This is a genomic window from Chryseobacterium paludis (genome assembly GCF_025403485.1).
Taxonomy (GTDB): Bacteria; Bacteroidota; Bacteroidia; order Flavobacteriales; family Weeksellaceae; genus Chryseobacterium; species Chryseobacterium paludis.
On sequence record NZ_CP099966.1, the window covers coordinates 1,491,634 to 1,510,905 of the forward strand.

General features: G+C 33.9%; 19 protein-coding genes. 13 read left to right on the forward strand and 6 right to left on the reverse strand.

Going from position 1 to position 19,272, the window contains the following annotated elements; all coding sequences use genetic code 11:
• Window positions 1–86: 86 nt before the first annotated feature.
• Entirely contained in the window at window positions 87–584 is a 498-nt protein-coding gene (locus tag NG806_RS06525) for a hypothetical protein (RefSeq protein WP_214824309.1), read from the reverse strand.
• A gap of 182 nt (window positions 585–766) precedes the next feature.
• On the reverse strand, window positions 767–1,723 hold the full coding sequence (locus NG806_RS06530) for a PhoH family protein (protein WP_214824307.1): 957 nt from the start codon (window positions 1,721–1,723) through the stop codon (window positions 767–769).
• Window positions 1,724–2,103: 380 nt separating this feature from the next.
• Between NG806_RS06530 and NG806_RS06535 the strand changes: the two genes are divergently transcribed.
• The 6 genes from NG806_RS06535 (at window position 2,104) to rplI (ending at window position 7,753) form a co-directional block, all read left to right on the forward strand.
• A complete protein-coding gene (locus NG806_RS06535) occupies window positions 2,104–2,931 on the forward strand; it encodes an SAM hydrolase/SAM-dependent halogenase family protein (RefSeq protein WP_214824303.1) in 828 nt (275 codons plus the stop codon).
• A 63-nt stretch (window positions 2,932–2,994) separates the two neighbouring features.
• On the forward strand, window positions 2,995–4,302 hold the full coding sequence (locus tag NG806_RS06540; RefSeq protein ID WP_214824301.1) for a dihydrolipoamide acetyltransferase family protein: 1,308 nt from the start codon (window positions 2,995–2,997) through the stop codon (window positions 4,300–4,302).
• 615 nt (window positions 4,303–4,917) lie between these two features.
• Window positions 4,918–6,273: a chloride channel protein gene (locus NG806_RS06545; protein ID WP_214824298.1), complete on the forward strand. Its 1,356-nt coding sequence runs from the start codon at window positions 4,918–4,920 to the stop codon at window positions 6,271–6,273.
• Window positions 6,274–6,423: 150 nt separating this feature from the next.
• Window positions 6,424–6,765, forward strand: coding sequence for a 30S ribosomal protein S6 (gene rpsF / locus NG806_RS06550; RefSeq protein ID WP_172278518.1), 342 nt, complete (start codon window positions 6,424–6,426; stop codon window positions 6,763–6,765).
• A gap of 30 nt (window positions 6,766–6,795) precedes the next feature.
• Window positions 6,796–7,098 (forward strand): 30S ribosomal protein S18, encoded by a 303-nt coding sequence (gene rpsR, locus NG806_RS06555; RefSeq protein ID WP_007844708.1) that lies wholly within the window; start codon window positions 6,796–6,798, stop codon window positions 7,096–7,098.
• A gap of 136 nt (window positions 7,099–7,234) precedes the next feature.
• Window positions 7,235–7,753, forward strand: coding sequence for a 50S ribosomal protein L9 (gene rplI, locus NG806_RS06560; RefSeq protein WP_214824294.1), 519 nt, complete (start codon window positions 7,235–7,237; stop codon window positions 7,751–7,753).
• A gap of 103 nt (window positions 7,754–7,856) precedes the next feature.
• On the opposite strand, the gene NG806_RS06565 is transcribed toward rplI, so the two are convergent.
• Entirely contained in the window at window positions 7,857–8,669 is an 813-nt protein-coding gene (locus tag NG806_RS06565; protein WP_261512417.1) for a helix-turn-helix domain-containing protein, read from the reverse strand.
• A 137-nt stretch (window positions 8,670–8,806) separates the two neighbouring features.
• On the opposite strand from NG806_RS06565, the gene NG806_RS06570 reads away from it, so the two are divergent.
• The 4 genes from NG806_RS06570 to NG806_RS06585 all read left to right on the forward strand — a co-directional run bounded on the left by NG806_RS06570 (window position 8,807) and on the right by NG806_RS06585 (window position 14,355).
• Window positions 8,807–10,144, forward strand: a complete 1,338-nt coding sequence (locus NG806_RS06570; protein WP_251040436.1) for a TolC family protein — start codon at window positions 8,807–8,809, stop codon at window positions 10,142–10,144.
• A gap of 5 nt (window positions 10,145–10,149) precedes the next feature.
• Window positions 10,150–11,196: an HlyD family secretion protein gene (locus tag NG806_RS06575; RefSeq protein ID WP_261512418.1), complete on the forward strand. Its 1,047-nt coding sequence runs from the start codon at window positions 10,150–10,152 to the stop codon at window positions 11,194–11,196.
• A 191-nt stretch (window positions 11,197–11,387) separates the two neighbouring features.
• Window positions 11,388–12,950, forward strand: coding sequence for an MFS transporter (locus NG806_RS06580; protein ID WP_261512420.1), 1,563 nt, complete (start codon window positions 11,388–11,390; stop codon window positions 12,948–12,950).
• A gap of 43 nt (window positions 12,951–12,993) precedes the next feature.
• Window positions 12,994–14,355 carry an aldehyde dehydrogenase gene (locus NG806_RS06585; RefSeq protein ID WP_261512421.1) on the forward strand — a complete coding sequence of 454 codons (1,362 nt, stop codon included), beginning with the start codon at window positions 12,994–12,996 and terminating at the stop codon, window positions 14,353–14,355.
• Window positions 14,356–14,388: 33 nt separating this feature from the next.
• Here the strand turns inward: NG806_RS06585 and NG806_RS06590 are convergent, their stop codons facing one another.
• The gene (locus NG806_RS06590) at window positions 14,389–14,961 is read right to left on the reverse strand and encodes a thioredoxin family protein (RefSeq protein ID WP_261512423.1); all 573 of its coding nucleotides are present in this window, start codon (window positions 14,959–14,961) and stop codon (window positions 14,389–14,391) included.
• Between the two features lie 79 nt (window positions 14,962–15,040).
• On the opposite strand from NG806_RS06590, the gene NG806_RS06595 reads away from it, so the two are divergent.
• From NG806_RS06595 to NG806_RS06605, 3 genes are all read left to right on the forward strand, one after another.
• Window positions 15,041–15,925, forward strand: a complete 885-nt coding sequence (locus NG806_RS06595) for a lysophospholipid acyltransferase family protein (RefSeq protein WP_214824277.1) — start codon at window positions 15,041–15,043, stop codon at window positions 15,923–15,925.
• 5 nt (window positions 15,926–15,930) lie between these two features.
• Window positions 15,931–16,899 (forward strand): glycosyltransferase family 2 protein, encoded by a 969-nt coding sequence (locus NG806_RS06600; protein ID WP_214824275.1) that lies wholly within the window; start codon window positions 15,931–15,933, stop codon window positions 16,897–16,899.
• Window positions 16,900–16,967: 68 nt separating this feature from the next.
• Window positions 16,968–17,522: a 3'-5' exonuclease gene (locus NG806_RS06605; protein WP_261512424.1), complete on the forward strand. Its 555-nt coding sequence runs from the start codon at window positions 16,968–16,970 to the stop codon at window positions 17,520–17,522.
• Here the strand turns inward: NG806_RS06605 and apaG are convergent.
• Complete coding sequence (apaG, locus tag NG806_RS06610) at window positions 17,519–17,905, reverse strand: Co2+/Mg2+ efflux protein ApaG (RefSeq protein WP_251040435.1); 387 nt, start codon at window positions 17,903–17,905, stop codon at window positions 17,519–17,521. The two genes, NG806_RS06605 and apaG, sit on opposite strands and share 4 nt — an antisense overlap.
• A gap of 83 nt (window positions 17,906–17,988) precedes the next feature.
• Entirely contained in the window at window positions 17,989–19,248 is a 1,260-nt protein-coding gene (gene odhB / locus NG806_RS06615) for a 2-oxoglutarate dehydrogenase complex dihydrolipoyllysine-residue succinyltransferase (protein ID WP_214824259.1), read from the reverse strand.
• Between the last annotated feature and the right edge of the window lie 24 nt (window positions 19,249–19,272).

Consider the following 19,272-nt stretch of genomic DNA (forward strand, 5'->3'; position numbering starts at 1 on the left):
GGGACTTTTAAGTTTTTCACAATATTTTGAATAAAAAAACTCCAATTATGCAATTGGAGTTAAGAAACCTTAATATTTCTTAAAATTTATCTAAGGTAGAAATTGTAACCAATATTTACAGCTCCTATAGTCCAGCTTGTTCTATACCAGCCATAATCACGTCTGTTACTAATGCTTTGGTACCCTATATACAATTCTCCTTTAGACATTTGATAACCAAATTTTGGCTGAGCATAAAATCCGCCATCGATACCATCTTTTAAAGAAATTGCATATCCAAGATCTAATCCTACAAAAATAGGAGCCCCTGAAAACTTATACTTTCCAGAAACAGCCACTGGAATAAATCCAAAATCATCAAAGTTGTCTTTCCCAAAGAAATGAGAGTATCCAGAAGCAACACCCAGGTCGAAACCTTTTGCAATATTCCACATATAAGATGCGTCCACACCTAAAGTAAATGATGAAACATCACTGGCATCAGCTACAGGAATCCCAATATGCCCCCCTAGTTTAAAACCTTCTTGTGCATGAACAGCACTCCCTAGTAGCGCAAAAGCGCCCAATAATAATAGTTTTTTCATTTTTAAATAGTTTTGATTGATACTGCAAAATTAACATTTATTTTTAATTTCAAAACCAGTAAAAACACGGATAAAAAAACCACTTACTTAATAAGTGGTTCAAATTATAATATTATAAGCTTCTTTTTTCTTGACTTTTTCGATTTACTGAACTATTCTTTATTTGGAAAACCATCATTCTTTTAATCTCTTAACCTTTTATCCTCTTCATTGTAAGCAAGAATAATTTTTCTCACAACCGGATGTCTTACCACATCTTCTTCAGTAAGATGTACAAAACCTATTTCATTGACTCCATGAAGAATTCGCATGGCTTCTTTTAGTCCAGATTGTTGGTTTCTTGGTAAATCTATCTGAGTTGGATCTCCCGTAATAATGAATTTAGCATTCATTCCCATTCTGGTAAGAAACATCTTCATTTGAGCATGTGTTGTATTTTGTGCTTCATCCAAAATAACGAAGGCGTCGTCCAGCGTTCTACCTCTCATAAAAGCTAATGGAGCCACTTCAATTACTTTTTTCTCCATAAAACCTTCCAGTTTCTCATGAGGAATCATATCTCTAAGAGCATCATATAATGGCTGTAAATAGGGATCAAGCTTTTCTTTCAGATCTCCTGGTAAAAAACCTAAACTCTCCCCTGCTTCTACTGCGGGTCTGGTAAGAATAATTCTTTTAACTTCTTTATCTCTTAAAGCCCTCGCTGCTAAAGCGACACTGGTATATGTTTTACCAGTCCCGGCAGGTCCTATAGCAAAAACCATATCTTTTTTCTCTGTCTCTTTTACAAGTTTTTTAAGATTAGTGGTTTTAGCTTTTATTACTTTACCATTAACTCCTTTTACGATAATATCCTGATCAAAGATCAAATGTTTTTCGTTCTCGTCCTTAATATTAAGAAGGTTTTCAACATCCTTAAGTTCAATAGAATTATTTTTTGAAATAAATTTAACAATATCATCAAGTTTTTGTCTAAATATATCTAAAGCTTCCTGATTTCCTTTTGCCAAGATATAATGATCTCTACCAGTAATTTTAAGGGTTGGAAAGCTGGATTTTAATAAATTGAAATATTGGTTATTAACTCCATAGAAGATTTTCACATCGATATCTTCCAAATCATATGTTAATTCAAACATGTAAGCATTTTTTTATTAGATCTAAATTTAGAGTTTTTTTTCAAACTTGTATTAATTTTGTTAGTAACAATTTTCATCTCAAGGGCTTTAAGACACAATTGCTTAACCCTTAATTAAATAAAATACATTTTCATTCTAAATTTATTGAAAATAAATACAAATTTAAGTTTGTCGTTATATTTCCAAGTATCAAAATAACAGTTTTCATATTGTATCTGGGATTCATCTAATTTTAGAGATCAGCCCTGTTTTAGATGGCAGCTATATAATCAAATCGCCTTGCAGTTACTCTTTTTATTATTTTTTATGAGTTGTAAACACCCGATTTTCCTTTATTTTAAATAAATTTGCAAGACTAGTATTATTCCACAACTACAAAAATGTCAATTATCACGCTTACTTCGGATTTCGGAAATTTAGATTACAGGGTTTCAGCTGTGAAAGGCAAGATTCTTTCTCTAAATCCTGAGGTTAACATTATTGATATTACCCACGAAATTCAGGCATACAATCTTATACAGACTTCATATATCGTAAGAAATGCTTATAAACATTTTCCTAAAGGAACCATTCATATCGTATCTGTAGACAGCTTTTATCACAAATCACGAAGAAATATTTTATACAAGGCAGATGGTTCTTACTTTTTAGCAGCCGACAATGGCCTATTAAGTCTTGTATTTTTTGATATTAAACCTGAGGCTATTTATGAGATTACTTTAAATAACAGGTTTGATGATGTTATTAATTTTACTTCTACAGATATTTTTGTGCCGGCAGCAGTACATTTGGCTAACGGGGGCCTTCCAGAAGTGATCGGTAGAAAAATAAAAAATGTAAAAGAACTTTTATTTCCAAAACCGGTCTATAACGAGGCTGAAAAAATGATTATTGGCGAGGTCATGTACATTGATAATTTCGGAAATATAATATCAAATATCAGCAAGGATTTTTTTGAAGCAGCAGGTAAAGGACATGAGAACTTTACGATCAAATTCAGGAATTTAAGTCTTTCAAAAGTATTTTCAAGTCACACTGAGGTTGTTTCAGATTGGGAAAGGGAGACTGAATTTCACGGACAGTCAGCAGCTATTTTTAATGACAGTCAACTGTTGGAGCTTACCATTTATAAAGGAAGCAAAAAAAATGGTGCAAAAAGTTTGTTTGGATTAAATGTTGGCGGTAATATTTACATAGAATTTCTGTAAAATTATATATTCCGTAAAAAAACCGATTTTTTTTATATATTTGTCAAAATCTAAAAAATAAAAATGGCAGAGTACAAATTATTGCTTCCTTCCATGGGAGAAGGTGTTATGGAAGCTACAATTATCACTTGGTTATTCAATGAGGGTGATCATGTGAAGGAGGATGATTCCGTAGTAGAAATTGCAACAGATAAGGTAGATTCAGACGTTCCGACACCAGTTTCGGGAAAAATTATAAAAATCTTAAAGCAAAAGGATGAAGTTGCTAAAGTTGGTGAAGCCATTGCTATTTTAGAAATTGAAGGAGAAGGCGGAAATACAGCTGAAGAAGTTAAAACTGAAACTCCAGCTTCTGCTCCGGATACACAAGTTTTAAAAACAATTGAAGAACCGTTGAAAACGGGGAATTCTAATGTTGAATTTTCAGGAGACCTTTACTTATCTCCACTTGTAAAATCAATTGCACAACAAGAAAATATTTCAGAATCTGAACTAAAATCCATTAAAGGAAGTGGTTTAGAAGGAAGAATTACCAAAGAAGATATATTATCATATGTAAGTAACAGAGGTAGCCAGCCTCAGGCAGCACCAGTTCAGCAAGCTATTTCAGCTCCACAGCCAGTTGCTACAACTCCTGTTGTTACTCCAATCTCAGTTTCAGTAGGTGATGAGATCATTCCAATGGACAGAATGAGAAAAATCATTGCTGAGAACATGGTAAAAGCAAAACATATTGCGCCGCATGTTACTTCTTTCATTGAAACAGACGTTACCAACGTTGTAAAATGGAGAAATAAACATAAGGATCTATTCGAAAAGCGCGAAGGTGAAAAACTTACTTTCATGCCTATTTTTGTTAAAGCAATTGTAAAAGCAATCCAGGACTATCCAATGATCAATGTTTCTGTAAATGGAGATAATATCATTAAAAAGAAAAACATCAATATTGGTATGGCTACGGCACTTCCTGATGGAAACCTTATTGTTCCTGTAATTAAAAATGCAGATCAACTTTCTCTTTCTGGTTTGGCAAAAGCGATCAATGATTTAGCTTTCAGAGCAAGAAATAAGAAATTAAGACCGGAAGACACTCAGGGAGCTACTTATACAATATCTAATGTAGGAAGCTTTGGAAATTTAATGGGAACTCCTATTATTCCTCAGCCTCAGGTTGCTATTTTAGCAATTGGAGCAATTGTTAAAAAACCTGCAGTATTAGAAACTAAAGATGGTGATGTGATTGCTATTCGTCAGTTAATGTTCATGTCTCACTCTTATGACCACAGAGTGGTAGACGGTTCTTTAGGTGGAATGTTCCTGAAACATGTTCATGACTACCTTCAAAACTGGGATCTGAATACAGAAGTATAAGTAATAGGCAATAATTCATATTGCTTATTATAAAATATTAACCTTCGATTTATCGGAGGTTTTTTTACGTGTAAAAATCATTATACCCTAATTCTTAGCACCTGCCAACGAAATTACCCAAACGGCAAATACCCCGTAAAGAATCAGAAAAATCAACACAGAGAAGAAAAAAACAAGAAGTAATATCCTGGTTATCCCAGCCTTTGAAAAAATGACACCCAAAAGAATAACAAACAGATTGAGTAAGACGAGATAGTGATAAGTATCAAAAAACTCATTAGTCAAAAATCCATTGATTATTAAAAATAAGATATGAGAAATAACAAAAAATATGCAAACCAAGATTGCTAATGCATTTGGATTTTTCTTAAAAACTTCAAACATATCTTTATTTTATTAATTTCAGAACTAATATAATCATTTAAAAGATTTATGGACCTATTCTTCTACTTATTGGAAGTTAAACGAATTAGTATTACATTTAAAACAAACTTTAAATGATGAAATTAGATTATAAAAACAAATGCTTTTCTTTGCCAGTATCGAGGTTAAAAAATTACTGGCATTCCTCTTCTCAAATCAACGTACCCTCTTTAAACATTACCAATTAGTCTTATGCGTTCCATTCTTACCATCGTCCGCAGAGGTCTCAAGAAGTCTTTTGACAATATCCGAAACGAACAATTGAAGTACAACCTGCTTCAGGCTATTCCATTTTGGGTTGGCTCAGTGATCACAGGATTTTTTGCCGTGATGTACGCTAAAATATTTGCATGGGGTGAAGGACTTTTAAATATAATTTTTAATTGGCATTCATGGATGATCTTCATTATTGCTCCAATCTGTTTTGTCTTGTCATGGTGGCTTGTTAAAGAATTTGCGCCCAATGCTAAAGGAAGTGGAATTCCACAGGTAATGGCGGCTGTAGAATTAGCCAATCCAAAGGAACACACAAAAATAAGAAGTCTGCTTAGTCTTAAAATTATCTTTTTTAAAATTATTTCCTCAGTTATATTAGTAATTGGCGGTGGTGCAGTTGGACGTGAAGGACCTACTATTCAAATTGCAGGTTCTATCTTTAGGAAAGTCAATGAATATCTTCCTGAATGGTGGCCGAAAATATCCAAAAAGAATATGATAATGACTGGCGCAGCAGCCGGACTCGCAGCCGCTTTTAACACTCCTCTTGGCGGAATTGTATTTGCTGTGGAAGAATTATCAAAGACCCACATCAACTACTTTAAAACAGCTCTTTTTACTGCTGTGATCATTGCTGGCCTAACCGCTCAAACCTTAGCCGGTTCCTATTTATACCTGGGTTATCCTAAAACACATGATGTTTCTCTTATGGTTATGTTTCCCATTGTTCTTGTAGCAGGTGTATCAGGTATTTTGGCAAGCCAGCTTTCTGTTATGATGCTCAAAATGAATGACTGGAAAAAGAAAAACCTTAAAACAGATGGAGCAAACGTATTTTTTCTTGTAGCTTGTGCACTTATCATCGCATCCATTGCCTATTTCATTAACCGAGAGATTTTAGGTTCTGGGAAAGAGATCATGGAACGGGTTCTTTTCACCAAAAATAAACATGAAGACTGGTATGTTCCCATCTTAAGAATGCTGGGGCCTGCTCTATCATTTACTTCTGGTGGTGCCGGTGGGATTTTCGCTCCTGCCCTTTCAGCTGGTGCAAGTATTGGCTCGGTCATTTCCGGAGTCATCCATCTCACCCAAAATGAAACAAACGTCGTTATCCTAGCTGGAATGGTCGCTTTTCTTACCGGAATTACAAGGGCTCCCTTTACCTCGGCCATTATTGTTCTTGAAATGACCGACAGGCACTCATTGATTTTTCATTTAATGCTGGCAGGAATGGTTTCCTCTATTCTTTCTATTTTAGTTAGCCGTCACTCGTTATACGATGTATTAAAAGTAAATTTCTTAACTGAAATAAGAAATAAGAAGGAATAAGAAGAAGGCTTAAGGAATATAATTGATAATTGATAATTCATAACTTTTAATTATTAATTCAGTTCTAACAAATATTCACGATCTATTGCATACTTAAAATACTTTCACTAATTTTGCACCTCGAAATAATTAACAAATTCATTTAACATTATGAACAATTACGAAACTGTTTTCATTTTAACTCCCGTTCTATCTGACGCACAGGTGGAGGAAGCAGTAAAAAAATTTGAAACTCTTTTAAAAGAGAAAAACTGCGAAATCGTTGCTAAAGAGAACTGGGGATTAAAAAAATTAGCTTATCCGATTCAATTAAAAAAGAACGGATTCTACACTTTAATCGAGTTTAAAGGAGAAGGTACTATCGTTGCTGATTTAGAATTAGCTTTCAAACGTGACGAAAGAGTAATCCGTTACCTTACTACGAAGCTTGACAAGCATGCTATTGACTATGCTGTAACAAGAAGAACTAAAGTAAAAGTAGCTAAAGCTTAATTATTAACCCATTATTAAAAAAGACAAGACATGGCAATAGATGAAATGGCTAAACAAGCCTCAGCTGGAGGAGAATCAGAAGTAAAATTCCTTACTCCACTTGATATCAATACAAAATCTGAAAAGAAATATTGTAGATTCAAAAAATTTGGAATTAAGCATGTAGATTATAAAGATGCTGATTTCTTATTACAGTTCGTAAACGAACAAGGTAAAATTTTACCAAGAAGATACACTGGAACTTCTTTAAAATACCAAAGAAAAGTTTCTGCTGCTATCAAAAGAGCAAGACATTTGGCTTTAATGCCTTACGTAGCTGACTTATTAAAATAAGACAACAAAAAAATAAATAAGAGAAGAAGGTTCGCCTTCTTCTTTTGTTGCTGAATTAATTTATAAATTCTAACGAAGGAAAGAGAAACCCGGAATATAAACCCCGGAACTCGGAACTCTAAAACGGACAACAACAATGGAAATTATCTTAAAAAAAGACGTAGAAAACTTAGGACTTGAGTTTGATACAGTAAATGTAAAACCAGGTTATGCTAGAAACTTTTTACTTCCTCAAGGAATTGCTCTTTTAGCTACACCAAAAAATAAAGCGACTTTAGAAGCTACTTTAGAAGCTAGAAAAGAAGAAGAAGCTAAATTAGTTGCTGCTGCTAACGCTGTAGTAGATCAATTGAAGAAAACTTCTATCACTATTCCTGCTAAAGTTGGATCTGGTGATAAATTATTCGGATCTATCAACAATGCTGACCTTTCTGCAGCTCTTGCTAAAGCTGGTGTTGAAGTAGAAAAGAAATACATCAAAATCCCTGGAAATACAATCAAGAGAACTGGTAAAGTAACTGCTATCATCAGATTACACAGAAATGTTGAATACAACTTCGAATTTGATGTTGTTTCTGACGCTCCTGTTGTAGCTGCTCCTAAAAAAGTAGAAGCTCCTAAACCTGCAGCTGAAACTGAATCAGAAGAAGCTTAAGAATAAACGGGATTTCCCGAAATATATAAACCACTTCCTTTGAAGTGGTTTTTTTGTTTTCATTTTTATCTAGCTTTTAATCTACCGTTAAATCCTTCCTTTTCTAATTCCTACCCCCTTCTCCTTTCAACTTCTGTTGATATTCTGTGGGCGGTATTCCTATTACTTTCTTGAAGATAGTACTGAAAGAAGACAGACTGTTATACCCAACCATCATTGCAATCTCGTACATATTATATTTTCCTTCAAGCATCAATTCCAATGAACGGGTAATTCGTAACGCACGTAAAAAACGGACATAATTCATCCCTAGAATCTCTTTAAACTTTCTGGATAATGTTCTGGTACTCATTCCAAATTCTTTGGCTGTAGATTCAATGGTAAGATTCTTTTCAAGATTGGCGTGAATATATTTTGCTACCCTCAATAACATTTCATCTTTAGGAAAAGGATGCTGAACCGGGAATGCCAACTTCTTATCTCTTTTTTCCGGTAAAATTCCTTTTAATGCTTTGAGGAAATAATATTTTGCACCATCATTTTTTGTGATTTTCCCATCCCAGTCTTTTGTATATAAAATCATCTCCCGAAGTAAATGGCTGACAGAATAGATATTGATTTCATCAAAGAAGCCATTTTCTTCGCTATCTTTTTTAAAATAAAAATTGTATAAATCGACTTTTGGACTGGATGTAAAAATATAATGTGGAATTCCAGCAGGAATCCACATAAAGCATCGTGCCGGAAGATACCAATGTTTAAGTTCCGTAAAAATATGCACAATACCCCCTTCTGCATACACTAATTGTGCAGAACTGTGATTATGAATATCTGTTTTTATATTTCCAGTAAGAACGTGAAAAACATAAAATTCTGCATCCTCTTCTTCTACCGCTTTAAAATGACTATCATTCATAGGATAAAGGTAATGAGAATATTTTTATTTGGCGTAAATGAGCAAATCTTTTTCTGCTTTAACAAATAGTGTCCAGGCAGACAGCTCGTACCTTTGCAGTATCAAAATCAATTTAGCAAAAAACCTTTAATTAATTTATGAAAATGATATTTAGCACGCGCAGATATCACTGGATTGCGTTGTGCTTATTACTGATAAGCAGTTTCTTACACTCACAAGTGATCAATTACCAAAACCTCAGTCTTCAACAAGCTATAGAATTGGGCTTAAAGAATAATAAAAATATTCTGATCAGCCATCTTAAACAAACTATGTCTGAAACCAAAGAGAAAGATCTCAGAATGGAAAAACTCCCGGATATTGAGTTTCACACTAGTTACAATCAGGTATCCAACCTTTTTCAACATGAAAATGGTGTGTTTCGAAAAGCTACTAAATATGATGTCATCAATGGAATGTATGATTTCACCCTTTCAGCATCTATTCCCGTTTATATGGGTGGAAGAATTAAAAATACAGAGAAAAAAGCATCTATTGACACTGAAATTTCAACATTGAAAACCCAGCTCGATGAAAGAGAACTTAAAATGGAAATCATCACTGCCTTTTTGCAAATCCATCATTTAAAGGAACAACAGGATCTTATTAATGAAAAAATGAAGGAAGATTCTGTAAACATCAAACAGGTAAAAGCTTTAAAGGCTAACGGGGTTGTTACTTTTAATGAAGTATTGAGAACTTCTCTGCAACTTTCCAATCACAAAATGAGCTGGACAGAGCTTGATAATGATATCCAAATAGCCGAACATCAATTAAAAACAATTCTTTTTATTCCGGACAATCAGGAAATACATACCAATACTGATGATCTTGTTTCTGATCATGCGGAAATCCCTTATATCAACGAATTAACGGCAACAGCATTGGTTAAAAATGAAAACATAGAAATTACAAAGAAAAATCTTTCTTTAAAAGAACTGGATCAAAAAATCGTAAAGGCAAATTATCTACCAAAGATCACGGCAGGAGGAGAATATTTCATTAAATATCCCAATATGATGTTCTTTCCACCAGAGCCATATGCTTATCGTTTAGGCATGATTGGAGTCAATCTCATCTATCCTATTGAAAGCCTTTATAAGAACAAATACAAAATGCAGGAAGCAAAGGAAAACATAGATCTGGCGAAATTACAGATCGAAGAAAAGGAAGAGGGGTTGAAACATTCTGTTTATGAAGCTTATAAAAAATTCGAAGAGACCGATCAAAAAGTAAAAATAGCGGAAGAAGCTATTAATCAGGCTAAAGAAAACTATCGTATAGTCAAAACAAAATATGCCAACAAATTAAGCTTGATTACAGAACTTATTGATGCAGATAATACTTATCTGGAAACCCAATCTAATCTTATTTCTGTGAAGATCAACAGACAATTAAAATATTACCAACTTCAATATACCATCGGAAACTTATAAAAATTATGAATAAGAAGCAATTGACTAAAAAAGAAGAAAGGATCAACAAAACGATTACTTTATTAGCCTGGATTCTCATCATAAGCGGAATTACGGGAATGGTAAGTTTTTATCTTTTTTCAAGAAAAAATGTTACGACAAATGATGCGCAGATTGAACAATACATCACTCCTGTTTCAAGTAAGGTTTCGGGTTTTATTAAAACCGTACGATTCAATGAAAATCAGTTTGTACATAAAGGAGATACTTTAATCATAATTGATAATCGTGAATTCATCAACCAGGTAAAAATTGCTGAAGCCAATCTTCATGCTAATTCAGAAAATATTACAACCATCCAGAGTGGTGTAAATACTAAAGAAAGTGACACCAAGATTATTGATGCTAAAATAGCTTCCGCGAAAATTGATATCTGGAGAACTGAACAGGATTTTAAAAGATATAAAAATCTGGTAGCAGAAGACGCAGCAACTGAACAACAGTTTGAGAATATAAAAGCTTCTTATGATCAGGCAAAAGCTAATCTCATGGCATTAGAACAGCAAAAAAATGCCGTACGAGCCGGTGCAAATGAACAGGAAACAAAAGTTGCTCCAGCAAAAAGCCAGATTCAGCAAAGCTCAGCGAGTCTTAATAATGCTAAACTATTCCTATCGTACACCGTGGTAACAGCACCTTATGATGGATGGGTTGGCAAAAAAACAATCCAGGAAGGGCAATTAATTAAAGAAGGACAGGCTTTGGTTCAAATCGTAAGTAAGGAAAAATGGATCATTGCCAATTTTAAAGAAACTCAGTTAGGACTAATTGATCAAAAACAAGAAGTAGTCATTGAGGCAGATGCTTTTCCTGATATTAAATTTAAAGGAAGAATATCCTCCATATCTCCTGCATCAGGTTCTCAGTTTTCTTTGGTTAAGCCTGATAATGCTACCGGAAATTTTGTGAAAATAGAACAGAGATTTCCTGTGAAAATTATTCTTGATCATAACCATGACAATGAAAAACTACTTTCTGGAATGAATGTTTTGGTAAGTGCCAGAAAACTGTAAAACCGCGGATTTGAGAATAATTATTCATCTAGTTCCTGCTGCCAAACATCTAAACAACTATAAATATTTAACGGAAAGGTAAAACTGCGAAAGCGTGAATTTGCGAGTTTTTTCTTTAAGCATTTTTACCATTTTACCTTTTACTTTTACATTTCATGCTCTTTTGCCTTTCCGTTTTTATACTATAAAAAATGCAACATAATTCAGTTTATTATAAATGGGTACCACAATGGCTGAAATTGCCGCTTCTTATTCTGGCGCTTTTTCCCCACCTGATGTTATTATCTATTCTACATTCTAATAGTGCCTTCACATCCTCTTTTATGGATGTAGATCCGGATGACATCCAATACTTATTGATTTTGATGTACGGGACATTTGTGGTTACCCTTTTAGTTTTACAGCGATTCATGGCCTACTTTAGCGTTAAATATTATATTTTACTGATGTCTTCGATCTCTGTAATTATCCTTTATATTTTATCAATAACCAACGACTATCATGTAATTCTTGTTATCAGATTTCTGGAAGGAATTTTCGGACTTCTGGAAGGTGCTATATTTTTGCCCCTGATCATAGCAGAATTGAAAACCAAACATGCCAAAGTGATCGCTTATCTTTTCATGTATACCATCATGCTGACCGGTGGAACAGTGACCACCTCTTTATTAAAATCAAGTATCCAGGATTATGATTTCAAGCACATGATTTTAATGATTGTCTACTTTCACATTTTTGTTTTGATCATTGGTATCGCTTTGTTTAACAGAAACAGATTTTTCCCTAAAAAACCTTTATACCAGCTAGATATTACAAGTTGGTTTTTACTATGGACCTGTCTGCAATCTGGAGCTTATGCCATTATCTACGGAAAACGATTGATGTGGTTTGAATCTGAGACCATTATTTTATGTTTGTTCACTTTTTTAATATCCGGAGGACTATTTATCCTAAAACAGAGAAACTCTAAAAGGCCGATTTTCCATTTTGAAGTATTAAACTCTAAAAATGTAATTGCCGGGATGATCTTATTTTTTGTTTTTTACCTGATACGTTCCGGATTAAATAATGTCTACAGCATCATGGCTACTGTTTGGAAATGGCCCTGGGATTATATTGTTAATGTTCAATACTGGAATGTTGCAGGAACTCTTATAGGTGTATTTTTATCAGGAATCTGCCTGATGAAAGGCATTTCTTCAAGAATCGTATTTTTCACTGGATTTCTCTTGTTAGCGATTGATTGTGCTTGGTTTACCTACACTTTTTATTCTGACACTACGCTCTCCACTATTTGCCCACCTTTATTTTTACAGGGAATTGCGCAAGGTTTATTATTTACTCCGCTTGTCTTTTTTTTAATAGCCGGTCTTCCAGAAGATTTTGTTGCTAATGGCACTGCTATGGGGACTACTACCCGATTCTGGACAACAGCTATAGGATATGCTTTGATGCAAAATTTAATGCTGTTTTTAACTTTAAAACACTCTGACAGCTTAAGTTATAACCTAACTGATACAAATCCTGTTTTTTATTCCCAATGGAATCAGATCTTTGGAACTAACATCTCTAAATTACCAATCAATGAGTCATTATCTCTGACAGCAGGAGCATTTAAAGCTAAAATCACCTCTCAGGCTATTTTACTGTCTAATATGGAAATATTCACTGGATTATTCTGGCTGGCATTTATTACAGCCTTGCTCCTATTATTATATCACCCCGTTAAAATTGCTATCAGAAATATCATGTAATATTTTAGGCAATAAATTTGCATTGTTTCCTAAAATTTGAGGTATGAAAATTCAGGAAATAATAGCGGGTCAAAAAACATTTTTCAAAACACATAAAACTAAAAATATAAAATTTAGAAAAATGTATCTTGAAAAGTTAAAAGAACTTATTATTCAAAATGAAGAGCTTTTATATCGTGCAATTGAGAGCGATTTTGGAAAATCAAGATTTGACACTTTTACAACAGAAATTTCTTTTGTTTTAAAAGACATTGATTATTATTTAAAAAATCTGAAAACACTTTCAAAACCTAAAAAAGTCTCCACAAACCTCGCTAATCAGATAGGAAAAAGTAAAATTCATCAGGAACCCCTGGGATGTATTCTTGTAATCGGGGCATGGAACTATCCGTATCAATTATCACTTTCTCCTTTAGTTGCAGCTTTGGCAGCAGGAAACTGCTGTATTTTAAAACCCAGTGAAATCGCCGGAAATACAATGAATGTAATGTCTAAAATCATCAATGAAAACTTTCCTTCAGAATACATCTATGTTTATAAAGGCGGAATTGATGAAACAACAGACCTTTTACGTCTAAAATTCGATAAAATATTTTTTACAGGAAGTACCAAGGTTGGCAAAATTATCTATAAAGCGGCTGCGGAACATTTAACTCCAGTAACCTTAGAGTTGGGAGGAAAATCACCTGCTATAGTTACTAAAGATGCTAATCTGGAAGTTGCGGCCAAAAGGATTGTATGGGGAAAATTTCTAAATGCCGGGCAGACCTGTGTAGCACCCGACTATCTTTTGGTAGAGGAATCTGTTCAGGAACAGTTTCTGGAAATGCTGAGAAAATACATTAAAGAATTTAAGTATGAACCCAATTCCGATCAATACACAAGAATTATCAACCAGAAAAACTTCCAGCGTCTTATACAGCTTATCAATAAAGAAAAAATTTACTTTGGCGGCAATTACAATGAGGAAAATTTCTATATAGAACCTACTATTTTAACCGCTGTCAATTGGGAAGATAATGTTATGCAGGAAGAGATTTTTGGACCAATTTTACCTGTCATTTCTTTTACCAATTTTAATCAAATTCTGCTTAGTATTACCGATCTGGAGAAACCACTTGCCGCCTATTTATTTACTGACAATTTAGAAGAGAAAGAGGCTTTCACGCAAAAATTATCATTTGGTGGAGGTTGTATAAATGATGTAGTGATGCACTTAAGCAATGACAATTTACCTTTTGGTGGAGTTGGAAATTCAGGCATCGGGAATTACCACGGACGGTATGGTTTTGAAACCTTTTCACATCAAAAATCAATATTGGAAAAAGTAACCTGGGGTGAACCCAATATAAAATATCCACCCTATTCTGATAAAAAGCTAAGCTGGATTAAAAAGCTTTTGTAAAAATAAAAAACCGAGAAAATTCTCGGTTTTATTTTATGATTTTGGAGTCCACTGATTAAAGAACTCTTTCACTTTTTCTAAGCTATAGCCTTTATCCTGCTCCAGAACATCACTCTGTTGAACATGAATCATTTTACCATTTTTATCTAAAATAATAAACACCGGATAGCCAAACTTATCTCCAGGATTCCCATATTGAGCAAAAACTTTCTCATTTTTATTATCCGGAGAAAAATTAAGGTGATAGTATAAATAATTCTTATCTACTAATTGTTTCAACTCAGGAGTAGTTTGTACAAACTGATTAAAACGCAAACACCAGATACACCAGTTTCCACCCGCCTGGATCATAATATTTTTATTCTCCTTTTTTGCCTGTGCAACAAGTTTATCTATATCTTTTTGTGCATCAGCTTTTGGGTCATAAGGCTTAGGTAGCTTAGCTTTTTCCTCAGCTGCTTTTTTCTTAGCATCCAGTTCTGCGTGATCAGTCTTTACCAACAACGCCTTATCTCTTGAATTTTTGGCATCAGGAGTTATCTTTGTTTCCTGAGAAAAAACAAAAGTACTTACAATCAGGAAAGCTGTTATTGACAATTTTTTCATAACATAAAAGTAAAAAAATAATACTTATTACAAGCAAAAATAGAACCATATTTTTATTATTACTAAATTTGCATGTTTTATGAATTTCCTCATCAAGATATTATACCTGATCTCTAAGCTCCCGCTAAAAATATTATATATTTTTTCGGATATTATTTTCTTTTTGAACTATTATATCGTCGGATATAGAAAGAAGGTGATCACTCAAAACTTAACGAACTCATTCCCTAAGAAATCAAAAAAAGAGATCGCAGATATCAGAAAAAAGTTTTATCTCAATTTTTCTGATTACCTGGTAGAAACTGTAAAATCTTTTAGTATTTCGGAAACAGAATCTAGGGTAAGAATGCAGCATATCAATCAGGATGTATTTCATGAAATTAAGAATGAAGGAAAGAATATTATTTTATTAGCCGGGCATGTCTTTAACTGGGAGTGGATAAATGCATTAGCAAAAATTGTCCCCCAAGATCATTGCCATCCTGTATACCGGAAAGTAAACAGTGAATTTTGGGAAAAACAAATGAAAAAGGTTCGAAACAAATTTGGCAATGAAGCGTTGGAAGCCAATGAAGTTATTCTCAATATTTTCAGAAATAAAAATGATGGAAGCTCAATTTATATGTTTGTTGCTGATCAGACTCCACATGTTTCACATGTAAATTATGGGTTAGAATTTCTTGATCAGAAAACACCGGTTTTTGTTGGTTATGATAAACTAGCCACAAGAATGGATCTGGCCTTCATCTATTGTGAGGTGAAAAAAGTAAAACGTGGATTTTATCAGGTTAATTATCATAGAATTTACCCGGATGGAGAAAAATTCACTGAACATGAAGTAGTAAAAAAGTTCCATAAATTATTAGAAAACACCCTACATAAGCGTCCTGATAATTATCTTTGGTCACATAGAAAATGGAAGTATAAAGATTCTATTAAAAACTTTGATTCAGAAAAAATATAGGTTAGATGTCAAAAAAATTAGCAGTTGTTATATTAAACTGGAATGGTAAAAACTGGCTTGAAAAATTTCTACCAAGCGTTGTTCGTTTTTCTTCCAATGCAGACATCTATGTAATCGATAACCTTTCTACAGATGATTCAATAGCGTATTTGCAGAGTCGATTCCCAATAGTAAAAATCATTAAAAATGATAAAAACTATGGTTTTGCAGGTGGATACAATGTAGGTTTAAAGAATATTCAAGCTGAATATTACTGCCTACTCAATTCGGATGTTGAAGTAACGGAAAACTGGATAGATCCAGTCTTGAATATATTTGAAAAAGACTTAGAAATTTCGGCTATCCAACCTAAAGTTCTATCCTACACTAACAAAAAATATTTTGAATTCGCCGGTGCAGGAGGTGGGTTAATTGATAATCTTGGATATCCTTACTGCAGGGGAAGGATCTTTGATGATGTAGAGGAAGACAAAGGCCAGTACAACGATGAAACAGAAATTTTCTGGGCTTCTGGATGTTGCTTTTTTATCCGTTCAAAAGATTTCTGGGAACAAAAAGGTTTCGATGACAGGTTCTTTGCTCATCAGGAAGAGATCGATCTATGCTGGAGGTTAATTAATACCGGAAAGAAAATATATTATACAGGTCAATCTACAGTTTATCACGTAGGAGGAGGTACTCTGAATAAACAAAGCGCTCAGAAAACTTATTTAAATATAAGAAATAACCTTTCGATGATGCTCAAGAATCTACCTTTCCCTCAGCTTATCTGGCTTATCTTCTTTCGACTTTGTTTAGATGGTATTGCAGGTATTTATTTTGGTTTTAAAAATGGATTCCCTCATCTCTGGGCAGTTGTAAGAGCTCATTTTGGTTTCTATGCACAACTTCCACAAACATGGAAATTACGTCAAAACCGACAAATAAGCACATTTTATCAAAGTAAATGGCTTATTTTCAAACATTTTCTTTAATTAGGAATAATTCATATTAAATTTAAATTCATAACTTATAGCTCTTAACTCACAACTTATATTTCAAAATGGATTTTTGTGCAATTGATTTCGAAACTGCAACTAATGATAGAAGCTCGGCTTGTGAACTTGGAGTCTGTATCGTACAAAATTCTCAAATTGTGGAAACTAAAACCTGGCTCATAAAGCCACCTAGCTTTCCTTATTTTAGTAAATTTAATGTAGCAGTTCATGGTATCGTCCCTGAAGATGTAAAGGACTCACCCACTTTTGATGAGATCTGGTATGAGGTTGAAGAAATGATGTACGGCACATTGATGATTGCTCACAATGCAAGCTTTGATGCAGGAGTATTAAGAGGGTGTCTTAACCATTACGGAATGTTTACACCAAAGCTCAATTATTTATGCAGTATTCAACTGGCAAAAAAATCATGGAATTACCTTCCTAAATATGGATTAAAACACCTGTCTGAATACCATCAGATCAGTTTCAATCACCACAGAGCCGGAGACGATGCAGAAGCCTGTGCTAAAATCTCTTTACTGGCTTTTGAAAAGCTATTTCTTAGCAGCAATGAAGAAATTCATGATTACTTGAGAACTAAGATTAAACAGCTCTAATTACTCAAGACCTCTGACAATAGATTAAATTTTGGAATATCTATTTCAAAGCTTTCTTGGGTATCCATGTTTTTAACGAGGTATTTTCCGCTCATATTTCCGACTCCTGAACGTAACATCACATTAGAGAAATAACCGAAATTTTCACCTGTAGAGATCTCAGGAGTTAATCCTATGACCCCATCTCCTATAATTTCTGTATATCCAAAGCCTACGTCGAAGATCAACCACTTTCTTTTCAGAACTTTTATAGGAAAACCACCATCATTTTCTATTGTAATATTATACTTAAAAACATAACGGTTTTCAGAGGGGTAACTGTTTTTACTATCATATTCAGGAACAACTGAAACTTTGATATTGGAAGTTATTTTTGAGAACATCACTTTATATTTGATTAAATAAATACAAAAATCTCGCCTTTTTTAAGGCGAGATTGTAACTTATATTATAATTTTCTTAAAATTTATAATTCTAATGCTTTTCTTTCGTTACCACCCATTAATATTTCAACAGGATTATCGATACCTTCTTTTACTGCTACAAGGAATCCTACAGATTCTTTTCCATCAATAATTCTGTGGTCATAAGACATAGCAACATACATCATTGGACGGATTACTACTTGTCCATCTACAGCAACTGGTCTTTGGATGATGTTGTGCATTCCTAAGATCGCAGATTGAGGAGGGTTAATAATTGGTGTAGACATCATAGATCCGAAAGTACCACCATTTGTAATAGTAAATGTACCACCAGTCATTTCATCAACACTGATTTTACCATCTCTTACTTTAGTAGCCAGATCTTTGATATTAGCTTCAATACTTCTGAAAGTCATATCTTCAGCATTTCTCAATACAGGAACCATTAATCCTTTAGGACCAGATACTGCAATTGAAATATCACAGAAGTCATAGTTTATTTTGAAATCTCCATCGATAGATGCATTTACATCAGGATACATTTGCAATGCTCTTGTTACCGCTTTTGTAAAGAAAGACATAAAACCAAGTCCGATTCCATGTTTTTGAGCGAATTCATCTTTATATTGTTTTCTGATTCTGAAGATTTCAGACATGTCAACCTCATTAAAGGTAGTTAACATCGCTGTTTCATTCTTCACAGAAACTAATCTTGAAGCAATTTTTCTTCTTAAAACTGAAAGTTTAGTTGTCGTTGTAGATCTTGATCCATTTGTAGAAGATACACTTCCCATTGCAGGAACAGCAGCTAATTCAGCATCAGTTTTAGTCACTCTTCCGTCTCTTCCAGATCCCGAAACCTGACCTGCATCTATTCCTTTTTCATCAAGGATTTTCTTAGCAGCCGGAGATGGAGTTCCTGTCGCATACGTTTGAGCAGCAGCTACAGGTTGTGCAGCTGGTTTTGGAGCTTCTTGCTGAACTGGCGCAGCTTTAGGAGCTTCCTCTTTTTTCGGAGCTTCTGCAGCAGGAGCAGGAGCAGCTGTACCTTCCGGCTTAGCAGCATCTACATCAATTAAACAAACTACCTGACCTACTTGTACAACTTCACCTTCTTCTGCTTTTAAAGTAATAATACCACTTTGCTCAGCAGGAAGTTCTAGAGTTGCTTTATCTGAGTCTACCTCAGCGATTGGTTGATCTTTTTCTACATAATCACCATCTTTCACAAGCCAAGTCGCGATTTCAACTTCTGTTATTGATTCGCCCGGTGAAGGAACTTTCATTTCTAAAACTGACATATCGTATTTTTTATTTTTTAATTG